The sequence below is a fragment of the Streptococcus mitis genome, assembly GCF_002096845.1.
Classification (GTDB): Bacteria; Bacillota; Bacilli; order Lactobacillales; family Streptococcaceae; genus Streptococcus; species Streptococcus mitis_A.
The window spans coordinates 38,120-51,179 of record NZ_NCVK01000007.1 but is presented as its reverse complement, the minus strand read 5'-3'; the positions used below and the strand labels follow the sequence as shown (position 1 = coordinate 51,179).

Annotated in this window: 12 protein-coding genes and 1 pseudogene; 9 read left to right on the top strand and 4 right to left on the bottom strand. The window is 38.6% G+C overall.

The window, feature by feature from the left end:
• The first annotated feature begins 359 nt into the window (after positions 1-359).
• Both lacG and B7695_RS02210 read left to right on the top strand, forming a co-directional pair.
• Entirely contained in the window at positions 360-1,766 is a 1,407-nt protein-coding gene (gene lacG / locus B7695_RS02215; RefSeq protein WP_084889524.1) for a 6-phospho-beta-galactosidase, read from the top strand.
• Between the two features lie 42 nt (positions 1,767-1,808).
• The gene (locus B7695_RS02210; RefSeq protein WP_084889523.1) at positions 1,809-2,066 is read left to right on the top strand and encodes a DUF3884 family protein; all 258 of its coding nucleotides are present in this window, start codon (positions 1,809-1,811) and stop codon (positions 2,064-2,066) included.
• A 104-nt stretch (positions 2,067-2,170) separates the two neighbouring features.
• On the opposite strand, the gene B7695_RS02205 is transcribed toward B7695_RS02210, so the two are convergent.
• From B7695_RS02205 to nrdH, 4 genes are all read right to left on the bottom strand, one after another.
• Positions 2,171-2,938 (bottom strand): DeoR/GlpR family DNA-binding transcription regulator, encoded by a 768-nt coding sequence (locus B7695_RS02205; protein ID WP_000917573.1) that lies wholly within the window; start codon positions 2,936-2,938, stop codon positions 2,171-2,173.
• Between the two features lie 142 nt (positions 2,939-3,080).
• Positions 3,081-4,043: a class 1b ribonucleoside-diphosphate reductase subunit beta gene (gene nrdF / locus B7695_RS02200; protein WP_000451386.1), complete on the bottom strand. Its 963-nt coding sequence runs from the start codon at positions 4,041-4,043 to the stop codon at positions 3,081-3,083.
• 198 nt (positions 4,044-4,241) lie between these two features.
• Positions 4,242-6,401, bottom strand: coding sequence for a class 1b ribonucleoside-diphosphate reductase subunit alpha (nrdE, locus tag B7695_RS02195; protein ID WP_084889522.1), 2,160 nt, complete (start codon positions 6,399-6,401; stop codon positions 4,242-4,244).
• Positions 6,402-6,481: 80 nt separating this feature from the next.
• Positions 6,482-6,700, bottom strand: a complete 219-nt coding sequence (gene nrdH / locus B7695_RS02190) for a glutaredoxin-like protein NrdH (protein WP_000259240.1) — start codon at positions 6,698-6,700, stop codon at positions 6,482-6,484.
• A gap of 349 nt (positions 6,701-7,049) precedes the next feature.
• Between nrdH and B7695_RS02185 the strand changes: the two genes are divergently transcribed.
• From B7695_RS02185 to B7695_RS02155, 7 genes and pseudogenes are all read left to right on the top strand, one after another.
• Positions 7,050-7,313, top strand: coding sequence for a phosphocarrier protein HPr (locus B7695_RS02185; protein ID WP_000146947.1), 264 nt, complete (start codon positions 7,050-7,052; stop codon positions 7,311-7,313).
• Positions 7,314-7,318: 5 nt separating this feature from the next.
• Complete coding sequence (gene ptsP / locus B7695_RS02180; RefSeq protein ID WP_023941216.1) at positions 7,319-9,052, top strand: phosphoenolpyruvate--protein phosphotransferase; 1,734 nt, start codon at positions 7,319-7,321, stop codon at positions 9,050-9,052.
• Positions 9,053-9,186: 134 nt separating this feature from the next.
• Entirely contained in the window at positions 9,187-9,681 is a 495-nt protein-coding gene (locus tag B7695_RS02175) for a YkgJ family cysteine cluster protein (RefSeq protein WP_000031476.1), read from the top strand.
• Between the two features lie 172 nt (positions 9,682-9,853).
• Entirely contained in the window at positions 9,854-10,897 is a 1,044-nt protein-coding gene (locus tag B7695_RS02170) for a bifunctional glycosyltransferase family 2/GtrA family protein (RefSeq protein ID WP_084889521.1), read from the top strand.
• Positions 10,894-11,805: a phosphodiester glycosidase family protein gene (locus B7695_RS02165; RefSeq protein WP_084889520.1), complete on the top strand. Its 912-nt coding sequence runs from the start codon at positions 10,894-10,896 to the stop codon at positions 11,803-11,805. The genes B7695_RS02170 and B7695_RS02165 overlap by 4 nt, the downstream gene beginning before the upstream one ends.
• The gene (locus B7695_RS02160; protein WP_192855709.1) at positions 11,786-12,181 is read left to right on the top strand and encodes a hypothetical protein; all 396 of its coding nucleotides are present in this window, start codon (positions 11,786-11,788) and stop codon (positions 12,179-12,181) included. Before B7695_RS02165 ends, B7695_RS02160 begins: the two co-directional genes overlap by 20 nt.
• A 112-nt stretch (positions 12,182-12,293) precedes the next feature.
• Positions 12,294-12,838 (top strand): annotated as a pseudogene (locus tag B7695_RS02155) (ClbS/DfsB family four-helix bundle protein).
• The last annotated feature ends 222 nt before the right edge of the window (positions 12,839-13,060 follow it).

Here is a 13,060-nt window from a genome sequence, read left to right as displayed (position 1 = left end):
TCATGTCACAATTCGATTAATAATAGGGACTCTGAAATAGTCTTCTATCGTTACGGAAATCGCTATGGCGAATTTCCTAATTGCCTTGTTAATTTGTTGGTAAAAAAATATTATTTTTACCTCCTCATGTCACAATTCGATTAATAATAGGGACTCTGAAATAGTTTCCTCTCGTTACGGAAATTGCTATGGCGAATTTCCTAATCGCCTTATTAATTCGTCGGTAAAAAGATATCGTTTTTACCTCCTCATGTCACAATTCGGTGACTTGGTACAAGAAGTGAGATGGAGAAGGATGGCTCACTGACTCCTCTCCTCTCACTTTTACTTTATTTTAAATCAAGAAATAGGTGAAAAAAATGACAAAAACACTTCCAAAAGACTTTATTTTTGGTGGCGCAACAGCTGCCTATCAAGCAGAAGGTGCTACACATACTGATGGAAAAGGACCAGTTGCGTGGGATAAATATCTTGAAGATAACTATTGGTACACTGCCGAACCAGCCAGTGATTTTTACAATCGATATCCAGTTGACCTCAAGCTAGCAGAAGAGTATGGTGTCAATGGCATTCGAATTTCTATTGCTTGGTCACGTATTTTCCCAACAGGCTACGGTCAAGTAAATGCTAAAGGTGTTGAATTCTATCATAATTTATTTGCAGAGTGTCACAAACGTCATGTTGAGCCCTTTGTAACTCTTCATCACTTTGACACGCCAGAAGCTCTCCACTCAAATGGCGACTTCTTAAACCGTGAAAATATTGAACACTTTGTAGACTACGCTGCCTTCTGTTTTGAAGAATTTCCAGAAGTAAACTATTGGACAACCTTTAATGAAATTGGACCAATCGGTGATGGTCAATATTTAGTTGGTAAATTCCCTCCAGGTATTCAGTATGACCTTGCCAAAGTCTTCCAATCGCACCACAATATGATGGTTTCTCATGCGCGTGCTGTAAAGCTATATAAAGATAAAGGATATAAAGGTGAAATTGGTGTTGTTCACGCTCTGCCGACCAAGTATCCTTTGGATCCTAAAAATCCAGCAGATGTTCGCGCTGCTGAATTGGAAGATATCATCCACAATAAATTTATCTTGGATGCAACTTATCTAGGTCACTATTCAGCTGAAACGATGGAAGGTGTCAACCATATCTTATCAGTCAATGGTGGTAGCTTGGATCTTCGTGAAGAAGATTTCACAGCATTAGAAGTTGCGAAAGACTTGAACGACTTCCTTGGAATTAATTACTATATGAGTGACTGGATGGAAGCATTTGATGGAGAAACTGAAATTATTCATAATGGTAAGGGTGAGAAAGGAAGCTCTAAATACCAAATCAAAGGTGTTGGTCGTCGTGTAGCTCCTGACTATGTACCACGTACGGATTGGGATTGGATTATCTACCCTCAAGGTTTGTATGACCAAATCATGCGCGTGAAGAAAGATTATCCGAACTACAAGAAGATTTACATCACTGAAAATGGTCTCGGCTATAAAGACGAGTTCGTTGATAATACTGTTTACGATGATGGCCGTATTGATTATGTCAAACAACACTTAGAGGTCTTGTCTGATGCTATTGCAGATGGAGCTAATGTAAAAGGCTACTTCATTTGGTCATTGATGGACGTCTTCTCATGGTCAAACGGTTATGAGAAACGTTACGGTCTCTTCTATGTAGACTTTGAAACTCAAGAACGTTATCCTAAGAAATCAGCTCACTGGTACAAGAAAGTAGCAGAAACTCAAGTGATTGAGTAGTAGAATTAGTAATTAGATATAGAATTTTAGTGAGGCAAAAAGATGTTCAAAGATTTTATCCAATCTATTTATGAAAAAGTTTATATTATCAATTTTGATAAATGTTCTCAAATACCTTGTTTGACGAATGAAGAGCTGAAAAATCTTGGGAAATGGTATGTCTCTACCGGTAAAGAATGGATTTGCCATTCAGACTATGAGCTAGAAGAATTTAAAAATATCTTTTTAAGTTTTATCAGTCCTGAAGAACGGAATAATATCTCCTTTGATTCAGATTTTATACCGTTTCAACAATCATAAATAATCTAGGAAACTCTTTGTAAAAATCTTCATCCAAAAATGCGTCATATCAAGATCCTTATTTTCTTGATATGACGCATTTTATTTTTTATCAATCCTCAGTTTTATGGTTTAGAAAGAATAATTTTTGTTTGTTTTGAAAGTTGTTCGAAGGTTTCTTTGCTCAGTTTAGAGTCTGAAACGATGGTATCAATATCAGAGATATTGTAGAAGGTATAGAAATCAAATTTATTGAACTTACTGTTGTCAGCTAGTAAGTATTTTTTATTGGAATTATTGAGGGCGATGCGTTGGGATTCACCTTCCTCTTCACTAAAGGTCGCAATCGCATTGTCCTTAATACCATTACAGCTAACGAAGGCTTTAGAAAATTGTAGATTGGCCAAGTTTTGCAAGGTTAGTGTTCCTACAAAAGCTCCAGTGATAGAGCGATAGTTACCACCAATTAAAATCAAATCTGTTAGTTTTCGTTCGTTTAGGATGAGAAAGACTGGTAAACTGTTTGTTACAACACGAATATTATCAATTGGAAGTTCACGGGCAAAAGATTCTAAGGTTGTACCAGGGCCGATAAAAATAGTTTCACCCTCATCAATTAAATGGCCTGCGAAACGGCTGATTTCTTGTTTTTCTGCAATCTGTAAGCTTTGTTTTTCAATATTGGAACGTTCATTGTTTAAAATAGAACCTGTGCGAATTTTCTCAGCTCCACCGTGAACCCGAACAAGTAGATCCTTGTCTGCCAACTCTTGCAAGTAGCGTCTAGCAGTCATATCTGACACATCCAAGCGAGTCATGATTTCTTTTACAGTAATAGTTCCCTTTGTATTTACCGTTTCTAGAATATTATCTAGTTTTTCCTGCTTTAACATCGTTATCACCTCTATTTCTATTACTATTTTATCATAAAGTATTCAATCAATCAATTTAAAAAACAAAAGAAAACAAAAACAAAAATATCATGGTTGTTTTAAACAAACCATGATATTTGTTATCAGTTCTGGGATAATTGAATTAGTCCAAACCGTAGTTGTAGTCATCGTCTTGCATGGCTTCAACTTCACCAAGAAGGTAACCATTTCCGACTTGAGAGAAGAAGTCGTGGTTGGAAGTTCCTGTTGAAATACCGTTCATAACGATTGGGTTGACATCATCAGCCGAATCTGGGAAGAGTGGATCTTGTCCCAGGTTCATGAGTGCCTTGTTGGCATTGTAGCGAAGGAAGGTTTTGACTTCTTCCGTCCAACCAACACCATCATAGAGGCTTTCTGTGTAGCCTTCTTCGTTTTCATAAAGAGTGTAGAGAAGGTCGTACATCCATTCTTTGAGTTTTTCTTGCTCTTCTTCAGGTAATTCATTGAAACCAAGTTGGAATTTATAACCAATGTAGGTTCCGTGAACAGACTCATCACGAATAATCAATTTAATGATTTCCGCAACGTTGGCTAGTTTGTTGTTACCAAGATAGTAGAGGGGAGTGAAGAAACCTGAATAGAAAAGGAAAGTTTCAAGGAAGACGCTGGCAACTTTCTTTTCAAGTGGGCTACCGTTTAGGTAGATTTCGTTGACAATCTCAGCCTTCTTTTGGAGGTAAGGGTTGGTATTGGTCCATTCGAAAATTTCTTCAATCTCAGCCTTAGTATTCAAAGTAGAAAAGATTGATGAGTAAGATTTTGCGTGGACAGATTCCATAAATTGGATGTTATTGAAAACAGCTTCCTCATGTGGTGTACGGATGTCTGCGCGAAGGGCTTGAACCCCAGTTTCAGATTGCATAGTATCGAGAAGTGTTAAACCACCAAAGACTTTTCCAACCAAGTCTTTTTCTACATTTGATAGCTTTCTCCAGTCATCCAAGTCATTTGACAAAGGAATACGTGTATCGAGCCAGAATTGCTCCGTCAGTTTTTCCCAAGTTGATTTGTCGATGACATCTTCGATGGCATTCCAGTTAATGGCTTTGTAGTAAGTTTCCATTTGAAATCTCTTTCTGTATATAATAATGCTGTTGTACAATCGTTTTTGCTTTATGATAATTCCTTTAGTGTATCGCACAAAAAGTCGGAGAACCGACTTTTACATGTGCTTAGCTAGTTTATAAAATGTTTGATTAAGTTCTCTTTTGATGCTAGCTTACTAAACTTACAGAGAAATAGTAATTCCTTTGATTAAAAACTAAATCACACAGCTTTCACATTGGTTAGCACCGACTTCTCCACCGTCGTCTGTAAAGGTACGGACGTAGTAGATAGACTTGATACCCTTGTTAAAGGCATAGTTACGAAGGATAGACAAGTCACGTGTTGTCTGTTTGTTTTCTTTCTTCCATTCGTAAAGACCTTTTGGAATGTCACTACGCATGAAGAGAGTAAGTGAAAGTCCTTGGTCTACGTGTTCAGTTGCAGCGGCGTAAACATCGATGACTTTACGCATATCCATGTCGTAGGCAGAAGTGTAGTAAGGAATGGTTTCTGTTGATAAGCCAGCAGCAGGGTAGTAGATTTTCCCGATTTTCTTTTCTTGACGTTCTTCGATACGTTGTGTAATCGGATGGATAGAAGCAGAAACGTCATTGATGTAACTGATAGAACCATTTGGCGCTACAGCAAGGCGGTTTTGGTGGTAAAGACCATCTGCTTGAACCTTGTCACGAAGTTCAGCCCAGTCAGCAGCACTCGGAATAAAGACGTCTTTGAAGAGTTCTTTAACACGGTCTGATTTTGGAACAAACTCGCCAGTTATATACTTGTCGAAGTAGCTTCCGTTAGCATAGTCTGATTTTTCAAAATTATGGAAGGTAATACCACGTTCACGCGCAATATTGTTTGACTCAACCAAAGTCCAGTAGTTCATAAGCATAAAGTAGATACTTGTAAACTCAACAGACTCAGGGGAACCGTACTCAATCAGTTGTTGGGCAAGGTAGCTGTGAAGTCCCATGGCACCGAGTCCAAAGGTGTGGGCTTGGCTATTTCCATGATCAATCGTAGGTACAGCTACGATGTGTGAACTATCTGTAACGAAAGTTAAAGCACGAACCATAGCACGGATAGAACGACCAAAGTCAGGTGAAGTCATCATGTTGACAACGTTTGTTGAACCAAGGTTACATGAAACGTCTGTTCCCATTTGAAGGAATTCTTGAGCATCGTTGATTAAGCTTGGTTCTTGGACTTGAAGAATCTCAGAACACAAGTTACTCATGATAATCTTACCATCAACAGGATTTGCACGGTTAGCCGTATCAATGTTGACTACATAAGGATAACCAGATTCTTGTTGCAGTTTAGAGATTTCAGTTTCCAAATCACGCGCCTTGATTTTTGTCTTGCGGATATTTGGATTTGCGACTAATTCATCGTATTTTTCAGTGATGTCGATGTAGTTGAATGGCACACCATACTCAAGCTCTACAGAGTATGGGCTGAAGAGGTACATTTCTTCATTTTCACGAGCCAATTCGTAGAATTTATCTGGAACCACAACACCAAGTGAAAGGGTCTTAACACGAACTTTTTCATCGGCGTTTTCTTTCTTAGTTGAAAGGAAGGCGATGATATCTGGGTGAAAGACGTTGAGGTAGACAACCCCAGCACCTTGACGTTGCCCCAATTGGTTGGAATAAGAGAAGCTGTCTTCAAAAAGCTTCATAACTGGTACGACACCAGAAGCTGCTCCTTCATAACCTTTGATAGGTGCGCCAGCTTCACGAAGGTTGCTGAGGGAAATTCCCACACCACCACCGATACGTGAAAGTTGAAGGGCAGAGTTGATAGAACGTCCAATAGAGTTCATGTCATCAGTTACTTGAATCAAGAAACAAGATACCAACTCCCCACGACGAGCACGTCCAGCATTCAAGAAGGAAGGAGTAGCAGGTTGGTAGCGTTGGTGGATGATTTCATTGGCAATATCGATGGCAACAGCTTCATTCCCATCAGCGAAATAAAGGGCGTTAAAGAAGACACGGTCTTCCATACTTTCAAGATAATATTCACCGTCGTTAGTTTTCAAAGCATATTGATTGTAAAATTTATAGGCAGCCATGAAAGACTTGAATTGGAAGTTTTGGTCTTTGATAAATTGAGACAATTCTTCCAAAAATTCTGGACGGTATTTCTTGATAAAGGCTGTTTCGATGTAGTTGTGTTCAATGAGGTAGCTGATTTTATCCTTGATTGAATCAAAAACCATAGTGTTTGGAACTACATTTTCTTTAAAGAAGGCAGCCAAGGCTTCCTTATCTTTATGAAGCATGATTTGTCCATTAACAGGACGGTTGATTTCGTTATTGAGACGGAAGTAAGTCACGTCCTCAAGATGTTTTAATCCCATAAAATTTCCCTTATCTAATTACAAAAGAAAGGCTTCTAAGTTAGCCCTAGAAGCAGTTTCTTCTGGATGATGTACTAAGATTATGCTAATTGTTTCAGTTTTCCTGGTTGGAAACCTGAAAAGACTTCAGTTGGTGTTTGGATAACAGGAGCTGCGCTGAAACCGAGCTCTTTAACTTGATCGATGTACTCAGGTTGCTCATCAAGATTGATTTCACGATAAGCGACATTATTACTGTCCAAGAAACGCTTGGTCATCTTACATTGGACACAGTTGTTTTTAGAATAAACGGTTACCATTGTGTAACTCCTCTTCAAAATTTAATACTATCTTAGTATATCAGAAATTAAAAATTTGTCAACGATTTAAAACTAAATATAGTGGTATGTTTTTCTACATAACCAAACAAAACACAATATGTAGTGTTTGTTTGGTAAAATAGTGATGATTATCCTACAAGTAGTTTTTTGGAAAACTATATCCTGTGTTTTGTTATCTAGAATAGAAGATTTTCAGGAAGTTATCTGAAAGGAAATCGAATAAATCCCATAAAATGCTTGAAAAAAATCCTAGAAGATGATATAATACCAAATTGTAAGGGTTATCACATATAACTCAAAAAAGAAAGAACAAAAGGAGAGTCAAACTATGGCTTCTAAAGATTTCCACGTAGTGGCAGAAACAGGTATTCACGCACGTCCAGCAACATTGTTGGTACAAACTGCTAGCAAATTTGCTTCAGATATCACTCTTGAGTACAAAGGTAAATCAGTTAACCTTAAATCAATCATGGGTGTTATGAGTCTTGGTGTTGGCCAAGGTGCTGACGTAACTATCTCAGCTGAAGGTGCAGATGCAGATGATGCTATCGCTGCAATCTCAGAAACAATGGAAAAAGAAGGATTGGCATAAGGAAAATGACAGAAATGCTTAAAGGAATCGCAGCATCTGATGGTGTTGCAGTTGCAAAAGCATATCTACTCGTTCAACCGGATTTGTCATTCGAGACTGTTTCAGTCGAAGATACAAACGCAGAAGAGGCTCGTTTGGATGTAGCTCTTGAAGCTTCTCAAAACGAGCTTTCTCTTATCCGTGAGAAAGCTGTAGGTACGCTTGGTGAAGAAGCGGCTCAAGTTTTTGACGCTCATTTGATGGTTCTTTCTGACCCAGAATTGATTGGTCAGATTAAAGAAACAATCCGTGCTAAGAAAGTCAATGCAGAAGCAGGTCTTAAAGAAGTGACTGATATGTTCATCACTATCTTTGAAGGTATGGAAGACAACCCATACATGCAAGAACGTGCAGCGGATATCCGCGACGTGACAAAACGTGTATTGGCAAATCTTCTTGGTAAAAAATTGCCAAACCCAGCTTCTATCAACGAAGAAGTAATTGTGATTGCGCATGACTTGACACCATCTGATACAGCTCAATTGGACAAAAACTTTGTAAAAGCTTTTGTAACAAATATCGGTGGACGTACAAGTCACTCAGCTATCATGGCACGTACACTTGAAATTGCAGCTGTATTGGGAACAAATAACATCACTGAAGTAGTGAAAGACGGTGATATCCTTGCCGTTAACGGAATTACTGGTGAAGTGATTATCAACCCAACAGATGAACAAGCGGCAGAATTTAAAGCAGCTGGTGAAGCTTATGCTAAACAAAAAGCTGAATGGGCCCTTTTGAAAGATGCTCAAACAGTGACTGCTGACGGTAAACACTTCGAGTTGGCAGCTAACATCGGTACTCCAAAAGACGTTGAAGGTGTTAACAACAACGGTGCAGAAGCTGTTGGACTTTACCGTACAGAGTTCTTATACATGGATTCTCAAGACTTCCCAACTGAAGATGAGCAGTATGAAGCGTATAAGGCTGTTCTTGAGGGAATGAATGGGAAACCAGTGGTTGTTCGTACAATGGATATCGGTGGAGATAAGGAACTTCCTTACTTTGATATGCCACATGAAATGAACCCATTCCTTGGATTCCGTGCTCTTCGTATCTCTATTTCTGAAACTGGAGATGCAATGTTCCGTACACAAATCCGTGCCCTTCTTCGTGCTTCTGTTCATGGTCAATTGCGTATCATGTTCCCAATGGTTGCCCTCTTGAAAGAATTCCGTGCAGCCAAAGCAGTCTTTGACGAAGAAAAAGCAAACCTTCTTGCTGAAGGAGTTGCAGTTGCGGATGACATCCAAGTTGGTATCATGATTGAAATTCCTGCAGCAGCCATGCTTGCAGACCAATTTGCTAAAGAAGTAGACTTCTTCTCAATTGGTACAAACGACTTGATCCAATATACAATGGCAGCAGACCGTATGAATGAGCAAGTTTCATACCTTTACCAACCATATAACCCATCAATCCTTCGCTTGATCAACAACGTTATCAAGGCAGCTCACGCTGAAGGTAAATGGGCTGGTATGTGTGGTGAGATGGCTGGTGACCAAAAAGCTGTTCCACTTCTTGTCGGAATGGGCTTGGATGAGTTCTCTATGTCAGCAACATCTGTACTTCGTACACGTAGCTTGATGAAGAAATTGGATACTGCTAAGATGGAAGAGTACGCTAACCGTGCCCTTACAGAGTGTTCAACAATGGAAGAAGTTCTTGAACTTCAAAAAGAATACGTTAACTTCGATTAATGTGATTAACCTTGTAACCTAGTTGCAAGGTTTTTTTGACGCATTTTGGAATAGTATAGTCTTGTAAAGTCCACTTTTCAATGACTCAGAGGCATGGTATAATAGGGGAAAGTAATTAGAATAAGAGAGAAACCATGTCTAAAGAAATTGATATTGAGTATTACCACCAGCTAGCCTTGCAAAAGCAGAAGGAGCATCGAAAAGTTTTAGCCAATCTAAAGAAAAAGCCACCAAAAAATCTAGATAAGATAGCCCAGCAGATTCACCAAGAAGTCTTTGCGGAGATTGATTGTACCGCCTGTGCTAACTGTTGTAAGACTTTGGGACCCGACTTCAAGGAAGCAGACATCACCCGTATTGCTAAGTACTTTAAGATGAAATTACCAGCTTTTGAAGCTGAATTTCTGCAGGTGGATGAAGATGGAGACAAGGTTTTTAAATCCATGCCTTGCCCATTTTTAGGAGGAGATAATCTCTGTTCCATCTATGACGTTCGGCCAAAGGCCTGTCGGGAATTTCCCCATACGGACCGTAAAAAGATCCATCAAATCAACCATCTAACGATTAAGAATACCTTGACCTGTCCAGCAGCCTATCTCTTTGTTGAGAAATTAAAGGATAAGTTATAGAGATTTATTATAAAGATACTGTTCTAACTCTGTAGAAATCATTTCTATGGAGTTTTCTCTTTGTGGTCTATTTTTGAGAAATCATCAATTTATTTTTATAAAAAAGCATTTATAAGGATTTTTTAAGCAAGTGAACGTATACTTATACAAACAAAAAGAAAGAGGTACAGCTATGAATTATTTAGTTATTCCAGCTTATCAACCTGATTTTAATTTGCTAACACTGATTGAAAAAATTCACAAGAAGAGTGATTTTTCTATCATTGTGATTGATGATGGTAGTTCTCCTGAATGTAAAGAAATATTTGCTCAGGCTGAAAACTATGGGACTGTACTTCGTCATCAGATCAATCAAGGTAAGGGTCAGGCTTTGAAAACAGCTTTTGCTTACATTCAATCTCTCAAGATGCCTGGAACTATCGTTACAGCAGATGCGGATGGTCAACACAAGATTTGGGACATACTCTGCACTAGTAACAAGGCCAACGAAAATCCTAGCACTCTGGTTCTTGGTGTTCGTGCTTTTACTGGCAAAGTTCCCTTGCGTAGTCGCTTTGGAAATCGCTTGACACGTATCTTATTTAAAATCCAAACAGGTGTAGTAGTTTCGGACACACAGACAGGACTTCGTGCTTTCACGACAGACTTGATTCCTTTTATGATGGAAGTGGAAGGACAACGCTATGAGTATGAAATGAACATGCTGTTGGAAGCCAGCAAGCAATATCCGATTTTGGAAGTTCCTATTGAAACAGTCTATATAAACGACAATCAAGCTTCTCACTTCCGACCTATTCGAGATGGTTTAATGATTTACAAAAACATTTTGAAATTCGCTCTTTCATCATTTAGTAGTTTTATCGTAGATTATCTAGTTTATGCTTTTTCTATTCTTTTCTTGAGCTTTATTCCATCAGGTTTACACCTCCTCCTATCAAATGGGCTGGCTCGTGTGACCAGCTCTATCTTCAACTTTTCGACTAATAAAAAATTGGTATTTAAAAATAAAGCAAGTAATTTAAAAACAGGTGCAGGTTATTTAACCTTGTCTGTTGTTCTCTTTTTCTTAGATACTCTCCTAATTAGCCTTTTTAATACAGGTTTCGGAATCAATTTATTCATGGCTAAAATTTTTGTAGGAATGCTTCTCTTTGTGGTATCTTGGACTGTTCAGACACGATTTATTTTCAAAGAAAGGACTTGTTATCCAGTATGAAATTTTTTAAGAAAGCTTATCTATACGCCTCGGTCTTTGGCTTGCTTCTGACAAGTTCCTTTACCTATTCGATGTTAAAGACATTCGTACTAGCAGAGACTATCTCCACTGTATCTAATACTAACTCGACATTTAACACAGCAGTAGCAAGTCAAGCAGCAAAAAATGCCCAAGTAACAGATACCAGATATTCAGATGGAAATATCAGTGTCAATCTAACTGAAAAGACGGTGAATGATACGCAAATCTATGTGGTAGATGTGACTCTGAGCTCTGCAGATTATCTGAAAACAGCCCTAGCTCAAAACTCCTATGGAACCAACGTCACAGCTAAAACCTCCGTGACAGCAGCTGAAAACAATGCTATTTTAGCTGTCAATGGCGACTACTATGGAGCCAATAGCTCAGGTTATGTTATCCGTAATGGTGTCGTCTATCGGGATAGTGTCCGTGAAGACGCCAGTAATGGTGACCTTGCCATTTACAAGGATGGCTCTTTTAAAATCATTTACGAGAATCAAATCTCAGCTGACCAGTTAGTTCAAGATGGTGTAGTTAATCTACTGGCATTTGGTCCGTCTCTAGTTGAAAATGGTGAGATTTCTGTAGGTGTCAATACAGAAGTTGGTCAGGCTATGGCTTCAAATCCTCGTACAGCTATTGGAATTATCGATGAAAACCACTATATCATTGTTGTTTCAGATGGTCGTACCTCGGAGAGCAAGGGCTTGTCTCTTTACCAGATGGCAGAAGTGATGAAATCTTACGGAGTGAAGACGGCCTACAACCTAGATGGTGGAGGTTCTTCAACTCTCTACTTTAATGGTCAGGTAATCAATAAACCGACTACAGGTGGAAGTAAAATATCAGAAAGGGCGGTGAGTGATATTGTCTACATCGGTTACTAAAAATAAAAACAAACGCCTCCAAAAGACGCTAGTCGGCTATAGCATTCTTACTATTTTCTTTTTAGTATTTAGCCGTATCTACGAGTCTTTCAGTTTTGGGGAAACCTCCCTTCATATGCACTATCTTTTTGTAGTCCCCCTAGTAGGGGGCATCATTCTGGCATTACTGCTGAAAATCATTCCAAACTTAGGGCGAATCAGTCTAAACTTATGGAACTCGTCAGTAGCTGTTCTAACAACTGGTATGCTTTTTCGCGGAATCGTCAATCTATCAGGTCGTTCAACAGCCCTAGATCAACCCTACTGGTATGTTGGTATAGCTTTTGCTATCTTAGCTATAGTATCACTTTTCTTTCAGAAGAAAAACAGTAAGTAATTAGTTGAAAAATGAAAAAACTGGTTGTTGAGAGAAACAGCCAGTTTTATTATGTGTGGTATAATGAAGTAAGAAAACACCTCAACCTACTTGAAAATGAAGGGAGAACTCTGTGCCTAGACCGAAAACAAAAGAGGAGCTAATGCTGGTCTCTAAGGAAAATTATGAAAGCTTAACCTCTTCATCTCCCAACTAAGTGAAGATGAGCTACAGACTCCATTTGATTTTTCAAGAGACCAAAAGAAAAAAGAAGCTCACTGGAAAAGGGATAAAAATCTGCGGGATGTCTTGATCCATCTTTATGAATGGCAGCAGTTACTTTTGACTTGGGTACATTCTAATCAAAAAGGTCACGAAAGACCTTTTCTTCCTGAACCTTATAATTGGAAAACTTATGGAGAAATGAATGTCGCTTTTTGGAAGAAGCACCAGAAAACGACATTAGAAGAAGCAACTAGAATCTTGGTGCAATCACATAGAGAGGTTTTAGAGTTGGTGGAAGGCTTTAGCACTGACGAACTCTTTACCAAAGGTGTCTATAAGTGGACAGGTGGGACAAGTCTAGGTTCCTACTTTGTCAGTAGTACCTCCAGTCATTATGATTGGGCTCTGAAAAAACTCAAAGCTCATCAGAAGAATTGTAAGTGTCATAGTTGAGGTGTGAATGTGTTCTTCTAGGTTTCGAATACCTTCGTTTTTCTTGTTTTAGAGCAATTCTAGCTTTAGAATTCTTTAAAAATTAACATTTAAGGCAATCAATGTCTTAGAAGAGTGTAAAAACATTTAGTTTATAGGAATTCTAGGTCTAGAATTACATAGATATTTATGAATTCAGAGTATTAGATAGTCAGGATAGTTCTATTCTGAAAGATTTGAGCT

Excerpts from the sequence above, each read along its gene's own strand:
- lacG (WP_084889524.1), top strand. The coding sequence starts at position 360 with ATGACAAAAACACTTCCAAAAGACTTTATTTTTGGTGGCGCAACAGCT.
- B7695_RS02210 (WP_084889523.1), top strand. The coding sequence starts at position 1,809 with ATGTTCAAAGATTTTATCCAATCTATTTATGAAAAAGTTTATATTATC.
- B7695_RS02205 (WP_000917573.1), bottom strand. The coding sequence starts at position 2,938 with ATGTTAAAGCAGGAAAAACTAGATAATATTCTAGAAACGGTAAATACA.
- nrdF (WP_000451386.1), bottom strand. The coding sequence starts at position 4,043 with ATGGAAACTTACTACAAAGCCATTAACTGGAATGCCATCGAAGATGTC.
- nrdE (WP_084889522.1), bottom strand. The coding sequence starts at position 6,401 with ATGGGATTAAAACATCTTGAGGACGTGACTTACTTCCGTCTCAATAAC.
- nrdH (WP_000259240.1), bottom strand. The coding sequence starts at position 6,700 with ATGGTAACCGTTTATTCTAAAAACAACTGTGTCCAATGTAAGATGACC.
- B7695_RS02185 (WP_000146947.1), top strand. The coding sequence starts at position 7,050 with ATGGCTTCTAAAGATTTCCACGTAGTGGCAGAAACAGGTATTCACGCA.
- ptsP (WP_023941216.1), top strand. The coding sequence starts at position 7,319 with ATGACAGAAATGCTTAAAGGAATCGCAGCATCTGATGGTGTTGCAGTT.
- B7695_RS02175 (WP_000031476.1), top strand. The coding sequence starts at position 9,187 with ATGTCTAAAGAAATTGATATTGAGTATTACCACCAGCTAGCCTTGCAA.
- B7695_RS02170 (WP_084889521.1), top strand. The coding sequence starts at position 9,854 with ATGAATTATTTAGTTATTCCAGCTTATCAACCTGATTTTAATTTGCTA.
- B7695_RS02165 (WP_084889520.1), top strand. The coding sequence starts at position 10,894 with ATGAAATTTTTTAAGAAAGCTTATCTATACGCCTCGGTCTTTGGCTTG.